We start from the raw sequence: 16152 nt of genomic DNA on the forward strand, positions 1-16152 counted from the left end.
TTCCAGGAAAAACGCGCGGCGTTTTTCCGCCCGGAATTGCGCGAGAACGAAGAAACAGAGCGGTTCGTCGATTTCGCGAACCGCTACGGCAGCAAAAGAAAAGAGCCGGATGATCTGAGATCTTCCGGCTCTTATTTTTGCCTTGGTCCGATGCGATTCAGTCCGTCAAAGCATGTCGCGCGAAAGCGTGCAGCGGTTTTGCGACAACGACATGCGCAAGATCAAAGACCTAAACGCCCGGAGCGAATCTGAAAGATCGCGACGCGCTTTAGGCGGCGTTGGATGCCTGCTCCTCGTTGAGGAATGCGTAGATGGCGGAGGCGGAATCGGTGGCGCGGAGCTTGGCGACCAGATCCTGATCGCGCAGAACGCGGGCGATGCGCGACAATGCCTTCAGGTGGTCCGCGCCTGCGCCCTCGGGCGCGAGGAGCAGAAAGACGAGATCGACAGGCTGGTCATCCAGCGCCTCGAAATCGACAGGCGCTTCAAGGCGCGCGAAAATGCCGGCGATGGACTTGATGCTGGCAAGCTTGCCGTGCGGAATGGCGATGCCGTTGCCGACTCCGGTAGAGCCCAGGCGCTCGCGCTGCAGCACGACGTCGAAAATTTCGCGCTCCGGCAGTCCGGTCAGTTTGGAGGCTTTGGCTGCCAGCTCCTGAAGCAGTTGTTTTTTGGAATTTGCCTTCAAGGCGGGGATGATCGCATCTTGTTGTAGCAAATCTGCCAATGCCATTCTCGTTATCCTTCGTGTCGCCGAGAGCCGATGACGGGCAAGCGGCGGCCAGCTGCCATTGATGCGCAGCCGCCGCTTATCTTCTATTCTCAGCCTTTGATATTGGCCGCGTCGATCCAGCCAATGTTACCGTCCTGCCGACGGTAGACGATGTTCAAGTGTTCGTTGCCGGGGCTGCGGAAGAGCAGCAGCGGCTCGTCGGTCATGTCGAGTGCCATCACGGCAGTCGCCACCGACATGGTCTTCAATTGCTTCGTGCTCTCCGCAACGATTGCCGGCGCGAAATCGGCCGGAATTTCCTCGTCGTCATCCGGAACGCCGTCCATGACGGTATAGGCGACTTCCGCCTGTCCGTTGACGTGGTTGCCGGCCTGATGGTCCTTGAGTTTGCGCTTATAGCGGCGCAGGCGCTTTTCGATGCGCGCGGACGCCGCGTCGAAAGCAAGCTGCGGGTCCATGGCTTCGCCCGCAGCATGCAGCACCACACCGCTGTCGAGATGAAGCTTGCAATCGGCCGCGAAGCGCGAACTGGACTTATGTACCGTTACCTGACCTGAATACCCCCCGTCGAAGTATTTGGTCACGGCCATACCGATCTGGTCTTCAATCCGTTGGCGGAAGGAGTCACCAATTTCCATATGTTTACCGGAGACACGCACACTCATGGAGTTTCCCTTCTTGTAGTGGTTATTGCGCGCATCAGTTTACGCCAAGCCTCAAGCTCATCCAAGCACTTCACGCGGTCAAAGGCAAATTGCGTATATCGACCGCCCTTTGGATGGTGGGGATAAGTTTCATGGTCATGCTGTCCCGCAGCGATTGCGGCGGGCTTCTAGCCCTGCCACATGGGAAAGTCAACTGCGTCTTAACGGACCGTTAGGAGTTCGACAGCCTGTGGTTGAAGATCGGCAGCCGTCAGAAACCGGAGACTTTGGCCAGTGCCCGCTTCTCCCGGCGTCGCTGCACGGAGGAGGGGATGTTCATGGCTTCACGGTACTTTGCAACCGTGCGGCGAGCAAGCTCGATCCCGCCCTTCTTCAGCGTATCGACAATATCGTCATCGGAGAGAACCGCGTCCGGGCTCTCGCTCGAGATCAGCAGGCGGATCTTGTGGCGCACGGCTTCGGCCGAGTGACTGTCGCCGCCCTCGACGGCGCTGATCGAAACCGTGAAGAAATATTTGAGTTCGAACAGCCCGCGCGGCGTCAGCATGTACTTGTTCGACGTGACGCGGCTGACCGTCGACTCATGCATCTTGATGGCATCGGCCACGGTTTTCAGGTTGAGCGGCCGCAGATGGTCGACGCCGTTCACCAGGAATGCGTCCTGTTGCCGGACGATCTCGCTTGCCACCTTCATGATCGTCTTGGCGCGCTGGTCCAGGCTACGGGTCAGCCAGTTGGCGGTCTGCAGGCATTCCGAGAGGAAGGCGTGGTCCTGGCTGCTTTTGGAGACGGACGCGAAATAGGACTGGCTCACCAGCACCCGCGGCAGCGCATCGGGATTGAGCTCCACCAGCCAGCTCTCGTCCGCGGAGGGGCGCACGACGATATCGGGCATGATCGCCTCGGATATCTCCGTCTCGAAACCGCTGCCGGGCTTGGGATTGAGCTGGCGGATTTCCGCCATCATGTCGAGCAGGTCTTCCTCATCGACGCCACAGAGCCGCTTCAGCATCGCAAAATCACGCCGTGCAAGCAGCTCGAGATTTTCGATCAGCCGCTCCATGGCGGGATCGAAGCGGTCCTTCTGCCGGAGTTGGATCGCCAGGCATTCGCTGAGAGAGCGCGCAAAGACGCCGGGCGGATCGAGTTGCTGCAGGCTATCCAGCACGCGCTCCAAATCGGCAAGCGTCGCGCCGAGGCGCTCGGCCGTTTCGTTGAGTTCTGCGCGCAGATAGCCGGCGTCGTCGAGCTGGTCGACGAGGTGCTGAGCGATCAGCCGGTCACCCATGGCGGGGAGCGAGAAGGGGATTTGTTCGTTGAGATGATCGCGCAGCGACACCTGGCCGGCGACGAAATCGTCCAGGTCGTAGCTTTCGCCGGCCTCGCCGCCGGGCATGGACTTCCACTGGCTGAGCAGCTCCGGCGCATCGGCGCGCTGCGGACTGCCGTCATCGGGAAAGCCGTCGCTGAAATTGGTGTCGAGCTCATCGCTCAGCCGATTGGCGTTGCCGGTGTTGTCGCTCTCGTACCAGTCGCTTGCAAGCTCGCCGGCGTTGCGTTCGGAGCTATCCTCGCCATGGGTTTCTTCCGCGCTCTCGAAGCGCTCTTCCTTCGCCTCGCGATCGCCGCCGCTGCCTAGATCCTCGTCATTTGACGCAAATTCCAGCAGCGGATTCTTCTCGACTTCCTGCGCGATAAATTGCGTGAGCTCGAAATGCGTCATCTGCAGCAACTGAATGGATTGCATCAGTTGCGGTGTCATCACCAGGCTCTGGCTTTGGCGCAGGAAAAGATTGGCCGATAGTGCCATGGCGGACGCGGGACTCCCCTTCAACTCCTCGGGAATTCGCGCCTTTTGTCACTAAAATTCTCGCGAAATTCCAACTGGCCCAAAAATTGCTTTTTTATTGGATTTGGTCAAGCGGAACTGTGGCGCAGAAGTAAATTTCCGGCGCGCGATAGCATCCGCTAATATTGGCGGATGAAAGGATGGAATTTCAGCCTATCAGAGGCTGAAATTGTCACCCAGATACAGCTTGCGTACTTCGGGGTTGCTGACGATATCGTTCGCCCTGCCGTGGGTCAGCACCTCGCCCGCATGGATGATATAGGCACGATCGATCAGGCCGAGCGTTTCGCGAACATTGTGGTCCGTGATCAGCACGCCGATGCCGCGCGCCGTCAGGTGATGCACGAGGTTCTGAATGTCGGCAACCGAAATGGGGTCGACGCCGGCGAAGGGTTCATCAAGCAGCATGAAGGTCGGGTCGGTCGCCAGCGCACGGGCGATTTCGAGGCGGCGGCGCTCGCCGCCCGAAAGGGCGATCGCCGGCACCGTGCGCAGATTGCGAATGTGGAATTCCTCCAGCAATTCGTCGATCTTGCGCTCCCGTTTCGTCTTGTCCTTTTCATGGACTTCGAGCACGGCGCGGATGTTTTGCTCCACCGTCAGGCCGCGAAAGATCGAGGCTTCCTGCGGCAGGTAGCCGACGCCGAGCCGCGCGCGGCGATACATCGGCATCGAGGTAACGTTGTTGCCGTCAATCTCGATCGTGCCTTCGTCCACCGGCACCAGTCCGGTGATCATGTAGAAGCAGGTGGTCTTGCCGGCGCCGTTCGGCCCGAGCAGCCCAACAGCTTCGCCGCGCCGCACCACCAGCGAAACGCCATTGACGACACGACGCCTGCCGTAGGTCTTGGTGAGGCCACGGGCGATCAACGTGCCCTTGTAGCGTGCCTTATCCGCGGCCGGTGCACCGGATGCCGCAGTAGACGGCCCGGGCACGCCGGGCAAAGTGGAAGTGGTCGATGTCGTCACGAGGGGGCCAGTATCAGTTTTTCTTTTGTTGTTGTTGCTGCACTTGCTGCGACTTCGGATCGAGCTGAATCTGGACGCGGCCGCCACAGGAATCGAGCTGTGCCTCGCCCGTTGCCATATGCACGGTGAGCTGGCAGCCTGTGAAAACGTTCGGCCCGTCGGTCAGAACTACCTTCTTGCCCTTGAGGATTGCAAGCTGGCTGGCCATGTCGAAGGAACCATCCTCCGCCGTCGCCGTCTGCGTGCCGGAAACCAGGTAGACCTTGTCGGTGACCAGAATGTGGTCAATGTTGGCATTGCCTGACGCCAACGACTGGTTCTGTTCCTTAGCGGCCTTTGCCACTGGATTGGCGTCGGTCTGCTTGGCGTCGGCGGGCTGCTTTTTCTTGTAGAAGACCGTCATCTTACCGGCCTGCATGGTCGTGGTGCCCTGGACCACCTTGACGTTGCCGGTGAACACGGCCTGGCTCTCCTGGTCGTGGACCTCCAGCTTGTCGCTTTCGATCTGGATCGGCTGATCGCTGGAGAGGGCAAGACCCGGCATCGTGCTGGTCGTCGATTGCGCGCCGGCTTCGGCGGCTGCGAAAAAGGCGACTGCGCTGAAGGCACAGAGAAGGCCAGCTTTGTGCAGGCCGGAGTTGAAAATTGAATTAGGCCAATACTTTATCATGAACCGCCCGGCTTCTGTTCGCTACCTGAATTATGGAGAGCGGCAGGTTCGATGTTCATCCGAACCTGCCCGTCGAATTCGATTACGCTTCCCTTATCCGTCATCTTGAGCGAACGCGCAACAACCGACATACCACCTCGGGTGATGGCAACCTCATCCTGGCTGGAAAGGTCGCCCTTCTTCACATCGAGGAACGCCGTCTTGAACTCGGCGCGCAATCCGTTGTCCATCACGATGGTGAAGGGCTCGGTCAGCTTCAGCGTATCGGCCTGACGGTCGAAATCCGCGCTATTGGCCGTAACATGGGCGATCACATCGGTATTGACCGGCATCGATGCCTTGATGGTCTTGAGCGTGATCATGTTCGGGTTCTTGATATCCTGCAGCGCCTTTTCGGCGAGCAGCGAATAGTTGATGCCGTCCTTGTTGCGGCCGGCAATGGCAGGGCGCTCCATGACAACCTTGCCATCCTCGATCTTGGCGCCCTCGATCTGGATGTCTGCCGGCAGATAGGCGCGGATGACCGATACGGTGATGAAGAGGAGCGAGACGATGATGGCCGCGAGTGGCAACAGCACCCTGAGCCGCTTTACGCGGCCAGAGTGGAAAATCGCGTCTTTATACGCGCTCCGTTCCGGCATCGGGCGGATCGCCTCGCCGGGGGACTCGATCGTATTGAGCATGCAACAGGTCCGTCTTTTATGATCCGGAAAACCGCATTCACGCTATGCGAGGCTGTGCCAAAAAGCCTATCGGATCGTTTCGCATTATTGCACTGGCTTGCCAATATGGATTTTTTTCTACGGCAGGCGAGTTTAAGCAGAAAAATATGCCATAAGCCGGTTTCATCAGGTCAGGCGATGTCCTATCTGATGAACCAGCAGAGCGACGTCCCGCCGACGACATCGGAAACGGGAAATGCTTTTCTCTGAGGATTGTGCCCGTTTCAAGGTGTCATACATCCGGTTTGTAGCGCTTTCAATTTGTTGCAGGGAGAAATAAGGCGTGATGGACAGTTCTGCAATCGCGGATCGGCGACAAATGCGCCGCAAGCTTGGTTTCTGGCGCATTGTTGCCGTTTTGCTCCTAGTGGCACTGGGTTTTGCGCTTTATCGCTTCATTTCCGGCGACCTGCCGGATGCGCGTGGCCCGCAAATCGCCCGCGTCACCATCTCCGGCCTCATTCAGGACGATCCCGAACTCCTGGAGCGGCTGAGGAAGATCCGCGACAATGACCAGGTCAAGGCGCTGATCGTTTCCATCTCGTCGACTGGCGGGACGACCTATGGCGGCGAGCGCATCTTCAAGGCGATCCGAGCCGTCGCCGCCAAGAAGCCGGTCGTATCGGACATCCGTACCGTTGCAGCCTCCGCCGGTTACATGATCGCGACAGCCGGCGACGATATCGTTGCGGGCGATACCTCGATCACCGGGTCGATCGGCGTCATCTTCCAGTATCCGCAGGTCAAGGATCTGCTCGACAAGGTCGGCGTTTCCCTCGACGAAATCAAGTCGGCGCCGCTGAAGGCCGAACCGTCGCCTTTCCATCCGGCAAGCGAAGACGCCAAGAACATGATCCGCAATATGGTCATGGATAGCTACGCCTGGTTCGTGGATCTGGTGGCGGATCGCCGCAAGTTGCCGCGCGACGAGGTGCTGAAGCTTGCCGACGGCAGCATCTTCACCGGCCGCCAGGCGCTTCAGAACAAGCTGATCGACACGCTCGGCGGCGAGGATGAAATTCTTGCCTATCTCGAAACGCGCAAGGTCAAGAAGGACCTGCCGATCGTCGATTGGAAGCGGGAAGATAAAACTTCGCCCTTCTTTTGGCCGGGTGCCGCTTCCTGGTTGCTAAATCGTCTCGGTTATGATGATTTTATTAAAGGAGAGAGTCTCCAGAAAATCATGACCGATAAGTTGTTTCTTGACGGCCTGCTTTCTGTTTGGCAGGGTGCAGCCAATTGATAAATCAATGATTTAAGGGGATAGCCGTGATTAAGTCGGAACTGGTGCAGATTGTTGCCGCCCGCAACCCGCATCTCTATCACCGCGACGTCGAAAATATCGTCAATGCTGTCTTGGATGAAATCACCGATGCGCTCGCAGCGGGTAACCGGGTTGAACTTCGCGGCTTCGGTGCTTTTTCCGTCAAGAACCGGCCGTCGCGCTCCGGCCGCAACCCACGAACGGGCGATACGGTCTTTGTCGAAGAAAAATGGGTTCCCTTCTTCAAGACGGGCAAGGAACTGCGCGAACGCCTGAATCCAGGTGCCGGCGATGACGAGGAAGACGACAACTAAACGGCCGCTTCCGGCCGGATTTCCCCAAATGCTTCGACGGAAATAGTCGTCGGACATGATTGTGCCGCGACGCGGTGGCACTTGAATTCAGCCGCCTGTTTTCTATTCTGCGGCTGAAGGCGACTTGGGTGCGGGGCATCCATCGTCGCGGATAAAGGAGCTGCGCAATGGCCAAGAAGATCGTCAATCTGCTGATATTGCTGCCGCTCGGCATCATCCTCATCATATTCTGCGTCGCCAACAGGCAATCGGTGACATTGGCCCTCAATCCGTTCCGGCCGGAGGATCAGGTACTGTCGCTCAATGCGCCCCTGTTTGTGCTGTTATTTGTGGCGCTGATCGTTGGAATGGTCGTGGGCGCCGCAGTCACCTGGTTCAATCAGGGCAAGCATCGCAAGCGCGCCCGCAACCAATCGCGCGAAGCGGTGCGCTGGCAGGCCGAGGCCGACAAGCATCGCACCCGTGCCGAAGAGATCGCCGGGCAGCTTCCGTCAAAGTGAAGCGATGTCGCCGAGCCGCATCTCCTTATAGTCGCCCTCCGGCGATGCTCCGTCTCCGATGACTTCGAAGCCGAGCGTTCTGTAGAAAGCCATGGCGCGCATGTTTTTGACCAGGCATTTCAGCCGGTAGCGGCGCTCGGGCCAGTCCGGCAGGCTGGCAAGCAGGGCTTTGCCGGCACCGCGGCCCTGGAAGGCCGGCAGGATATAGAGCATGTGAATGAAATCGTCGGGCTCCCAGACCGCGGCAAAGCCCGCAACCACGCCATGCCCGTCCTCGCAAACGAACAGACGCTCGCCATTCGTATGAATGGCGAAGTCTTCCGGGGTGAAGCGACCGGGGTCGACCCAGAGGAATGTCTCGCGACGGACGCGGAGATAGATCTCCGCCAGAGTTTGCATGTCCTGTTCGCGTGCAGGCCGGACGGCCCAGGTCTCGGATTTCGATGTCATGATCGACTATATGGGCGCCAAATACGCCGACGGCAATCAGGCGTTGGCAATCAGGCGCTGGCCTGGCCGTTGATCGCCGCGGTGAAATCGGCAAAAAACTGCTGCGCCAGCTTCCTGGCGCTGGAATCGACCAGCCGCGAGCCGAGCTGCGCGATCTTGCCGCCGACCTGCGCCTTCGCCTCATATTGCAGGATGGTCTCGTTGCCGTCTTCCTTCAGCACGACATCGGCGCCGCCCTTGGCGAAACCGGCAATCCCGCCCTTTCCTTCGCCCGATATCGTGTAGCTTTCCGGCGCATTGATGTTCGACAGCGTGACCTCGCCGTTGAAGGAGGCCGAGACCGGGCCGATCTTCAGCTTCACCGTCGCCGTCAGCTCAGTCGGAGAAATCCAGTCGAGGCTTTGGCAGCCGGGGATACATTGCTTGAGGATCTCTGAATTGTTCAGCGCGGCCCAAACGGCATCTCTGGGCGCTGCGATTCGCTCCTCGCCGGTCATGTCCATGCGCAATCCTCCCAATGTGACATTTTGTGCCTGGATCATCGCAGATCGGAAAGCGCTTTGCCAAGTGGCGGCCAGATGCTATTTGCACGCACATATCAATTTTGAGACAAGTATGGTGAAACATAGGGAAAGCCGGCCCGGTCAGAAAACCGCGCGCGGTCTCGGGGCAAAACCCCGGCGTGACATGCCCGGCAAGCCACCGGCAAAGCCCGCGCATGCCTCAAGGCCAGCCAAGTCTTCGCGTGATGCCAAGCCTTCGCGCGATCGTGGCGAGCGGGTGACCGAGCCGCGCGATGCGGCGACCGCTTCCGCGACACCCGAGCGCCCGCTGATCGCCCGAACAGGCGAACGGCCGGCAGAGCGCGTGCCCGTGATCTTGGAATCGCTCGGTGCCGGCGATTTTCACCTGATCGACAGCGGCAACGGGCTGAAGCTGGAGCAGTACGGCCCCTATCGCGTTGTCCGGCCCGAGGCGCAGGCGCTCTGGCCGCCGACGCTTGCCTCGCATGTGTGGGACAATGCCCATGCCATCTTCACCGGCGATACCGACGAGGACGGCATGGGCCGCTGGCGCTTTCCGCGCGAGGCGCTCGGCGAGACCTGGCCGCTGCAGCTGCTCGGTGTCGATTTTCTCGGCCGCTTCACCGCGTTCCGCCATGTCGGCGTCTTTCCTGAGCAGATCGTTCACTGGGCCTGGATGAAGGAACAGGTCGAGGCGGCGAAGCGCCCGCTGAAGGTGCTGAACCTTTTCGGCTATACCGGCGTCGCTTCGCTGGTCGCTGCTGCGGCCGGTGCGGAGGTGACCCATGTCGACGCCTCCAAGAAGGCGATCGGCTGGGCACGCGAAAACCAGGCTTTGGGCCGCATGGAAAAACTGCCGATCCGCTGGATCTGCGAGGATGCGATGAAGTTCATCCTGCGCGAGGAGCGGCGCGGCAGCAAATACGACATCATCCTCACCGATCCGCCCAAATTCGGCCGTGGCCCGAATGGCGAGGTCTGGCACCTTTTCGAGCATCTGCCCTCGATGCTCGACATCTGCCGCGAGATCCTGTCGCCGAAAGCGCTTGGGCTGGTGCTGACCGCCTATTCGATCCGCGCCAGCTTCTACTCGATCCATGAATTGATGCGCGAGACCATGCGCGGCGCCGGCGGTGTGGTCGAATCCGGCGAGCTCGTCATCCGCGAGGCCGGCCTTGACGGCAGCACGCCGGGCAGGGCGCTTTCCACCTCTCTCTTCAGCCGCTGGGTGCCGAAATGAACCAGGATTTCCGTAACGACGGCCCACGCAAGGTCGGACAGGTCAAGGAGGTCACCTCGCTTGCCAATCCGATCGTCAAGGACATCAAGGCGCTGACGGTCAAGAAGTCCCGAGAGGAAAGCGGCGCCTTCCTGGCCGAAGGCCTGAAGCTCGTCATCGATGCGCTCGAACTCGGCTGGACGATCCGCACGCTGGTCTACGCCAAATCGGCAAAGGGCAAGCCTATGGTCGAGCAGGTGGCCGCCAAGACCGTGGCTTCCGGCGGGCTGGTGCTCGAGGTCAGCGAAAAGGTCATCGGCTCCATTACCCGCCGCGACAATCCGCAGATGGTGGTCGGCGTCTTCGAACAGCGCTGGCGGCAGCTCAAGGACGTCAGGCCGCAGGCGGGCGAGACCTGGGTAGCGCTCGACCGCGTGCGCGATCCCGGCAATCTCGGCACCATCATTCGCACCGCCGATGCGGCCGGTGCCTCCGGCGTCATTCTCGTCGGCGAGACGACCGATCCGTTTTCGCTGGAAACCGTGCGCGCGACCATGGGCTCGGTCTTTGCAGTTCCCGTCGTCAAGGCGACGCCGGAGGAGTTTCTGGCCTGGAAGAAGAAGGCTGATGTCTCCGTCGTCGCCACCCACCTGGCCGGTGCGGTCGACTATCGGACGATCGATTACAAGAAGAAGCCTGTCGTCATCCTGATGGGCAACGAGCAATCCGGCCTGCCGGATGCTCTGGCGAAGGAGGCCGATGCGCTTGCGCGCATCCCGCAGGCCGGCCGCGCCGACAGCCTCAACCTGGCGGTTGCGACGGCAGTCATGCTGTTCGAAGCGCGCCGTCATATCCTGATACTTATTTAGCGAGACCTGATGACCGAAAGCGAGACCAACGAACGGCCGACTGCAAAGCCAGCCCTGTTTTCACGGCCCATGCCGATCCTGATCTTCATCGTGGTCGCGGTCATCCTCGACCAGGCCATCAAGATCATGGTCGATCACTGGCTGCCGTTGCAGGTGGATAGGCCTGTGCCTTACATTCCGATGTTGTCGCTCTATCGCACCTACAATCTCGGTGTGGCCTTCTCGATGCTCTCCGGCATGGACGGCTGGTTCATCGTCGGCATGCGGCTCGTCATCGTCGTTTTCGTACTGTGGCTCTGGCGGCGCACGCCCGATCATCGCTGGCTCGCGCATATGGGTTTTGCGCTGATCATTGCCGGCGCGCTCGGCAACCTGCTCGACCGCTTTCTCTACGGCCACGTGATCGACTACATCCTCTTCCACACGCAGACCTGGTCTTTTGCCGTGTTCAACCTTGCCGACAGTTTCATCACCATCGGCGCGGGCTGCGTCATTCTCGACGAACTCCTGATGCCGAAAAAGGCAAAAGCTTAAAATTCTAGCGAATCCCTGAAGGCATCGGGAACGGTGCCCATGATAGCCAGACTGTATGAGCACTCTGGCAAATCTGCAGGAAAAGCTTGCCGCTGCGGCAGTTCACGGCCAAACGGGACCGGTCGAAGGGCTGGCCTCAAACGAGTCGTCTCTCGAGAAATCGACCGCGCCGCATGAGCAAGACCTGCAACTGGTGCCGCCCGTCCAGGCCTGGTGGCTGCAAGGCCATTGGCTGAATGGCGGCGGTCTCGTGGTGGGTGCGGCTCTTCTTGCGATCGGCTTTGCCGGAGGTCCGCTGGCAGTTGCGGGTTCTCTTGGTCTTTTGGCCCTTGTGCTTGCCGCCGCCAGCATCGTCAAAGTCCGAAGTGCTGCCCGCAAGCCCGAGGTTGCCGCCGCCGATCTCAGCGAAAGCGAGCACGACCGCATGTGGGAGTACAGGGAAAGCGCCAGTCTGCTTGCCACCGTTCACGATGCGCTCGGGGATATTGCGGTGACGCGGAGCATCGATCGCCGGATTCTGCAGGCCAACGCCACGTTCCGCAAATTGACGGGCAGATCGAATCCGGAAGGCCTGACGCTGGAAGAGGCCGGCCTCATATTCCGTGCCGTCACCGATGCGAAGCATCAGGATGCGGAAATCGCAACGCCCGAGGGGCGGCGCCTCTTCGCCTGGCACGATGTCATGTTCCGTGATGCCACGACCGGGCAATTGTGCATACAGAGCATCGCGCGCGACGTGACGGAGGAGCGGCAGACCGCCCGGCTGCGGGAAGATGCCAGGCTGAAGGCCGAGTATAACAGCGCCGCCAAATCGCGGCTGCTTGCCACCGTCAGCCATGAGATCCGTACGCCGCTGTCGGGCATTCTCGGCATGAACCATCTGCTTGCCCAGACGCCGTTGACCCTGGAGCAGGCAAATTACCTGACCGGCATTCGCCAGTCGGGTCATGCGCTGGTGCAACTGGTCGAAGACCTCCTCGATTTCTCCACGATCGAGGTCGGTCGCTTCCAGCTGCATCCGCGCACGGAGGCCTTGCGGCCGCTGCTGGAAGGCGTCATCGAGATGCTCGCCCATCGCGCCCACGAAAAGGGCATCGAGATCGCTGCGAGCGTTTCGGCCAATGTTCCGGAAACTCTGGAATTCGATCCCGCTCGCCTGCGCCAGATCCTGTTCAACGTTATCGGCAATGCGGTGAAGTTCACCCAGACAGGCGGCGTTCTCGTCCGTGTCGATCTTCGGGGGCGGGACTTGACCATATCGGTGCAGGATAGCGGTCCCGGCATGACCGAGGAAGAACAGGCCCGTGTCTTCGGCGAGTTCGAGCAGGCCGGCTCGGTGGTTGAAAGAAGCGCCGGCACCGGCCTTGGCCTCGCCATCTCGGCTCGCATCCTGCGCGAATTCGGCGGCCGGCTCAGCGTTGCCAGCGAACGTGGCAAGGGCAGCGAGTTCATCATCTCCTTTCCGGTCGGCCTGGCGGCCGAGGAGGACGGATACGTCAGGCGCGATGTCATGCTCAGGGGATCTCGCGTCCTGCTGCTGGCTCCCGAGGGGGCGGCAAGCATGGCCATCATGCGCACCATCCAGACGCTTGGCGGCCATTGCCGGCTGATCGGCCCCGGCGACATGGATGATCTGCTGCTGTCGTTCCCGATGGGCGAGGGCGGCATCTGGACCGATCTCATCGTCGACCATCGCATGGCGCCCTGGTACTTCAGCGAGGGAAATGCGCTTGCTGTGCCTAGGCTGCGAAAGATCTTCCTGGTCAATCCCGAGGAGCGCAACACTCATCCGCTCGATCTCTTTGATGCCTGGCTCATCCGGCCGCTGCGCGAACAATCGCTGATCGACGTGTTGAGAGGCCGCATGCGCGGCATGGAAAAGCGCGAAGCCTTGATCGAGGCGGTCTCCGAGATCGGCATAACGACGCCGGAGGGGGAGGATCGAGCGCTCGATATCCTGCTGGGCGAGGATGATCCGGTCAACGCGATGCTGGTGCGCGCCATGCTCTCCAAGGCCGGCCACAGGGTTCGCCTCGTCGAGGATTTCGACGGCCTTCGTGCCCGCACCGAAAACGCCGATGCGCGGCCCGAGGTGCTGGTGACCGATTTCAACATGCCGGGCGGCACGGGTGCGGCTGTACTCGCGCAACTGCGCGCGCATGAGCGCAGGCATGGGCTGCCGCCGCTTCCGATTATCGTCCTGACGGCAGACAGTCGCGATTCGATCCGCCGTCAGGCGCTGCTCGCCGGCGCCGATGCCGTCATCGTCAAGCCGGTCGATCCCGAAAAGCTGATGATGGCTTTGCGGGGCCTGTCGAGATCGGTTTTCGAACGCGCCTAGAAACTACCCCCAATCTTCGGACGAAGATTACGGAAGCCGGCTCATCAATGCCCGATAGAGGGCCATGATAGGGCTCAACCTGTGGCTATCACGATGTTAAGTTGGGGACGGCGTCTTCATTCGAAAAATTGCAACGGGCACGGTTCTTGCTTTTAGCCAGGCCGCGTGTCACTTTCCTGTCGCACGAATTTGGTTTATGGCGCTATATCGGCCCGTAGGGGGAGAATCGCCATGTCCATCGAAATCTTGAATCGCGAAGCTCAGGGCGAAATGGTTCAGTCTTCAAAGGCAACGGTTGAGCCGGTTGCCAGCGATGTGCTCGGACGCATCGGAAATTTAGAAGCACGCCTTGCTCGCACGGCGCGCGAAATTGATGCCGCTCAGGCTGTCCGCTATCGTGTTTTCGTCGAAGAGATGAAAGCGCAATTACCGGCTGACGCCATGCGTCGTAAGCGTGATGTCGACGGTTGGGACGCAATCTGCGATCATCTGCTGGTGTTGGACCGTTCGCTCGAGGGTGATCCGGAAGACCAGATCGTCGGCACCTATCGCCTGCTGCGCCAGGAAGTGGCGATGGCCAATGGCGGCTTCTATTCTGCCTCGGAATTCGACATCGACGGGCTGCTTGCCCGCCATCCCGACAAGCGCTTCATGGAACTCGGCCGCTCCTGCGTGCTCCCGGAATACCGCAACAAGCGCACGGTCGAGCTGCTGTGGCAGGGCAATTGGTTGTATGCGCTGAAACACGGCATGGGCGCGATGATCGGTTGCGCCTCTTTCCCCGGTGTCCTTCCGGAACAGCATGCGCTGGCTCTGTCATTCCTTTATCACAACGTCCTTGCCAAGGACGAATGGACCGTCGGCGCCTTGCCGTCGCTTGCCCGCAACATGGATCTGATGCCGGTCGAAGCCGTCAATCCGAAGAAGGCGCTGATGGCGCTTCCGCCGCTGATCAAGGGTTATTTGCGCCTTGGCGCCATGGTCGGCTCGAATGCGGTCGTCGATCAGGCCTTTAATACGACCGATGTACTGATCGTGTTGCCGATCGCCAGCATCTCGGATCGCTACGTCAATTATTACAGTGCGGACGCGGCTCGCTTCGTAAGCTGATTGGCCTCAAGGGATCGCGAAAATATCGATCGCATCCGTGATGCCGCGAAGCGCGACATGATGCGATTGTGGTGCGAGGCCGCGTTTTGTCATCAATTCGGCGGCGCGGGGATGATCGAGCACGGAGCTGGTTGCGAATATTTCGCGTGACGTGGCGAGATGCTGGACGCGAGACGCGATATTGACCGTCTGTCCGAAATAATCCTGCCGCTCGTTCAGGCTCACCGCGATGCACGGTCCCTCGTGGATGCCGATTTTCAGAAGAAGATCGTCATTGCCGCGCTCTTCGTTGAGGCTGAGCATGGCCTCGCGCATCCGCATTGCAGCGATCAATGCCCGGTCCGGTGTCGGGAAGGTGGCCATGACGGCATCGCCGATGGTCTTGACGACCGCGCCCGCCTCCGCCGCCACGATTTCGTGCAGGATGCCGAAATGGGTCCTGACCAGATCGAAGGCCGCGAGATCGCCGACCCTTTCGTACAGCTCCGTCGAACCGCGCAGATCGGTGAACAGAAAGGTGAGGCTGGTGATCTTCAGCCGCTGATCGATGTCGATCGTATCCGTGCGGTAGATGTCACGGAAGGTCTGATTGGAGAGCAGATGCTTGGCGGTCAGAAATGGCCGTCGTTGTCCGAGCAGCGTATGAAGAGCCTCGTTGGCCATGCAGATCGACGGCAGCACTCGAAGCGCCGTGTGGTTCTCCATCTGGATGCGCAGGGGGCCTGGCCGCAGCTCTATGGCCTCGCTGTGGCGATGCATGCGATCGAAAACGAGCGACAGAGCCTGCCGTTCCTTCGATGGCTCGCCCTTCACATCGAGGAACTGCGCGGCATGCGTGACGGGCTCGAAGATGATGGTAAACTCCGCCGGCAATTGAAGCGATATGACGGCTTTCTCGCCGGGTGGCAGCTCCAGCGATTCCAGCACGAATTGGTCGACCTTCTCTTCATACCCCTCATCGGGAAGGTCGACACCCGAGCCCCAATAGATCTGGCGGAAATATTCAAGGGGCGGCAGGTCGTGCGGATTGTGCGCTTCGATATGGCGCACGCGCGGACTGACGGTGAAGGTGACCTCGACCATCTCGTCGAGGGTGGGTTCGTAGCCGGCTGCGCAAAGCGTGCAGTTGTAGGTTTCGCTTTGCACTGTCTTCAGCGAGGTATTGGCATCCAATACTCCGCCGCAGCCTGGGCAAAGAACATTCCACGACATTTCGAACAGGCCGAGGCGCGCGGCATGCAGGAAGGCATTGATGGTCTGTTCTTCGTCGAAACCGTGGTCGCCCGCAAAGGCGAGCGCATTCACGCGGTTGAGCTTGCGGTCGGGTGCCTCAATGACGAGCCGCTCGATAGCATCGACAATATCCGGCTGCGCCGATTGGCGCAGCACTCCGAACAGGGCCTGAGCTTCACTCATACC

Annotated in this window: 17 protein-coding genes; 8 read left to right on the forward strand and 9 right to left on the reverse strand. The window is 60.2% G+C overall.

What is annotated here, in order from left to right:
* Positions 1-268: 268 nt before the first annotated feature.
* The 6 genes from ptsN to lptC all read right to left on the reverse strand — a co-directional run bounded on the left by ptsN (position 269) and on the right by lptC (position 5569).
* On the reverse strand, positions 269-733 hold the full coding sequence (gene ptsN / locus ACIQWP_RS09475) for a PTS IIA-like nitrogen regulatory protein PtsN (RefSeq protein ID WP_015338601.1): 465 nt from the start codon (positions 731-733) through the stop codon (positions 269-271).
* Between the two features lie 89 nt (positions 734-822).
* The gene (gene hpf, locus ACIQWP_RS09480; protein WP_402785394.1) at positions 823-1398 is read right to left on the reverse strand and encodes a ribosome hibernation-promoting factor, HPF/YfiA family; all 576 of its coding nucleotides are present in this window, start codon (positions 1396-1398) and stop codon (positions 823-825) included.
* A gap of 250 nt (positions 1399-1648) precedes the next feature.
* On the reverse strand, positions 1649-3208 hold the full coding sequence (gene rpoN / locus ACIQWP_RS09485) for an RNA polymerase factor sigma-54 (protein ID WP_402785398.1): 1560 nt from the start codon (positions 3206-3208) through the stop codon (positions 1649-1651).
* A 195-nt stretch (positions 3209-3403) separates the two neighbouring features.
* Positions 3404-4192 (reverse strand): LPS export ABC transporter ATP-binding protein, encoded by a 789-nt coding sequence (lptB, locus tag ACIQWP_RS09490; protein WP_402786099.1) that lies wholly within the window; start codon positions 4190-4192, stop codon positions 3404-3406.
* A 37-nt stretch (positions 4193-4229) separates the two neighbouring features.
* The gene (locus tag ACIQWP_RS09495) at positions 4230-4886 is read right to left on the reverse strand and encodes an LptA/OstA family protein (RefSeq protein ID WP_402785401.1); all 657 of its coding nucleotides are present in this window, start codon (positions 4884-4886) and stop codon (positions 4230-4232) included.
* Positions 4883-5569, reverse strand: a complete 687-nt coding sequence (gene lptC, locus ACIQWP_RS09500; RefSeq protein ID WP_402785404.1) for an LPS export ABC transporter periplasmic protein LptC — start codon at positions 5567-5569, stop codon at positions 4883-4885. The genes ACIQWP_RS09495 and lptC overlap by 4 nt, the downstream gene beginning before the upstream one ends.
* 325 nt (positions 5570-5894) lie before the next feature.
* Between lptC and sppA the strand changes: the two genes are divergently transcribed.
* From sppA to ACIQWP_RS09515, 3 genes are all read left to right on the forward strand, one after another.
* Positions 5895-6851, forward strand: a complete 957-nt coding sequence (gene sppA / locus ACIQWP_RS09505; protein WP_402785407.1) for a signal peptide peptidase SppA — start codon at positions 5895-5897, stop codon at positions 6849-6851.
* 26 nt (positions 6852-6877) lie between these two features.
* Positions 6878-7186, forward strand: coding sequence for an integration host factor subunit beta (locus ACIQWP_RS09510; RefSeq protein WP_015338608.1), 309 nt, complete (start codon positions 6878-6880; stop codon positions 7184-7186).
* 167 nt (positions 7187-7353) lie between these two features.
* Positions 7354-7686 carry a LapA family protein gene (locus ACIQWP_RS09515; RefSeq protein WP_402785411.1) on the forward strand — a complete coding sequence of 111 codons (333 nt, stop codon included), beginning with the start codon at positions 7354-7356 and terminating at the stop codon, positions 7684-7686.
* Here the strand turns inward: ACIQWP_RS09515 and ACIQWP_RS09520 are convergent.
* Both ACIQWP_RS09520 and ACIQWP_RS09525 read right to left on the reverse strand, forming a co-directional pair.
* Complete coding sequence (locus ACIQWP_RS09520) at positions 7678-8136, reverse strand: GNAT family N-acetyltransferase (RefSeq protein WP_402785414.1); 459 nt, start codon at positions 8134-8136, stop codon at positions 7678-7680. The genes ACIQWP_RS09515 and ACIQWP_RS09520 overlap by 9 nt on opposite strands.
* Before the next feature lie 50 nt (positions 8137-8186).
* On the reverse strand, positions 8187-8639 hold the full coding sequence (locus ACIQWP_RS09525) for a carbon monoxide dehydrogenase subunit G (protein WP_402785417.1): 453 nt from the start codon (positions 8637-8639) through the stop codon (positions 8187-8189).
* Between the two features lie 115 nt (positions 8640-8754).
* Here ACIQWP_RS09525 and ACIQWP_RS09530 point away from each other — a divergent pair, with 115 nt between their 5' ends.
* The 5 genes from ACIQWP_RS09530 to ACIQWP_RS09550 all read left to right on the forward strand — a co-directional run bounded on the left by ACIQWP_RS09530 (position 8755) and on the right by ACIQWP_RS09550 (position 14733).
* Positions 8755-9900: a class I SAM-dependent methyltransferase gene (locus ACIQWP_RS09530; protein WP_402786102.1), complete on the forward strand. Its 1146-nt coding sequence runs from the start codon at positions 8755-8757 to the stop codon at positions 9898-9900.
* A complete protein-coding gene (locus tag ACIQWP_RS09535; RefSeq protein WP_402785420.1) occupies positions 9897-10748 on the forward strand; it encodes a TrmH family RNA methyltransferase in 852 nt (283 codons plus the stop codon). Before ACIQWP_RS09530 ends, ACIQWP_RS09535 begins: the two co-directional genes overlap by 4 nt.
* Positions 10749-10757: 9 nt before the next feature.
* Positions 10758-11282: a signal peptidase II gene (gene lspA, locus ACIQWP_RS09540; protein ID WP_402785423.1), complete on the forward strand. Its 525-nt coding sequence runs from the start codon at positions 10758-10760 to the stop codon at positions 11280-11282.
* Positions 11283-11337: 55 nt separating this feature from the next.
* Positions 11338-13623 carry a hybrid sensor histidine kinase/response regulator gene (locus tag ACIQWP_RS09545; RefSeq protein ID WP_402785426.1) on the forward strand — a complete coding sequence of 762 codons (2286 nt, stop codon included), beginning with the start codon at positions 11338-11340 and terminating at the stop codon, positions 13621-13623.
* A gap of 231 nt (positions 13624-13854) precedes the next feature.
* Positions 13855-14733 (forward strand): GNAT family N-acetyltransferase, encoded by an 879-nt coding sequence (locus ACIQWP_RS09550; RefSeq protein WP_402785429.1) that lies wholly within the window; start codon positions 13855-13857, stop codon positions 14731-14733.
* 6 nt (positions 14734-14739) lie between these two features.
* On the opposite strand, the gene ACIQWP_RS09555 is transcribed toward ACIQWP_RS09550, so the two are convergent.
* Positions 14740-16149 carry an adenylate/guanylate cyclase domain-containing protein gene (locus ACIQWP_RS09555; protein ID WP_402785432.1) on the reverse strand — a complete coding sequence of 470 codons (1410 nt, stop codon included), beginning with the start codon at positions 16147-16149 and terminating at the stop codon, positions 14740-14742.
* Positions 16150-16152: the final 3 nt, after the last annotated feature.

It is taken from the genome of Rhizobium sp. NPDC090279, assembly GCF_044769665.1.
Lineage (GTDB): Bacteria > Pseudomonadota > Alphaproteobacteria > Rhizobiales > Rhizobiaceae > Rhizobium.

Bases quoted from the DNA above. Each gene is read 5' to 3' on its own strand.
- ACIQWP_RS09515 (WP_402785411.1), top strand. From the start codon at position 7,354: ATGGCCAAGAAGATCGTCAATCTGCTGATATTGCTGCCGCTCGGCATC.
- ACIQWP_RS09525 (WP_402785417.1), bottom strand. From the start codon at position 8,639: ATGGACATGACCGGCGAGGAGCGAATCGCAGCGCCCAGAGATGCCGTT.
- ACIQWP_RS09555 (WP_402785432.1), bottom strand. From the start codon at position 16,149: ATGAGTGAAGCTCAGGCCCTGTTCGGAGTGCTGCGCCAATCGGCGCAG.
- lptC (WP_402785404.1), bottom strand. From the start codon at position 5,569: ATGCTCAATACGATCGAGTCCCCCGGCGAGGCGATCCGCCCGATGCCG.
- ACIQWP_RS09550 (WP_402785429.1), top strand. From the start codon at position 13,855: ATGTCCATCGAAATCTTGAATCGCGAAGCTCAGGGCGAAATGGTTCAG.
- ACIQWP_RS09535 (WP_402785420.1), top strand. From the start codon at position 9,897: ATGAACCAGGATTTCCGTAACGACGGCCCACGCAAGGTCGGACAGGTC.
- ACIQWP_RS09495 (WP_402785401.1), bottom strand. From the start codon at position 4,886: ATGATAAAGTATTGGCCTAATTCAATTTTCAACTCCGGCCTGCACAAA.
- rpoN (WP_402785398.1), bottom strand. From the start codon at position 3,208: ATGGCACTATCGGCCAATCTTTTCCTGCGCCAAAGCCAGAGCCTGGTG.
- ptsN (WP_015338601.1), bottom strand. From the start codon at position 733: ATGGCATTGGCAGATTTGCTACAACAAGATGCGATCATCCCCGCCTTG.
- lspA (WP_402785423.1), top strand. From the start codon at position 10,758: ATGACCGAAAGCGAGACCAACGAACGGCCGACTGCAAAGCCAGCCCTG.
- hpf (WP_402785394.1), bottom strand. From the start codon at position 1,398: ATGAGTGTGCGTGTCTCCGGTAAACATATGGAAATTGGTGACTCCTTC.
- ACIQWP_RS09545 (WP_402785426.1), top strand. From the start codon at position 11,338: ATGAGCACTCTGGCAAATCTGCAGGAAAAGCTTGCCGCTGCGGCAGTT.
- sppA (WP_402785407.1), top strand. From the start codon at position 5,895: ATGGACAGTTCTGCAATCGCGGATCGGCGACAAATGCGCCGCAAGCTT.
- ACIQWP_RS09520 (WP_402785414.1), bottom strand. From the start codon at position 8,136: ATGACATCGAAATCCGAGACCTGGGCCGTCCGGCCTGCACGCGAACAG.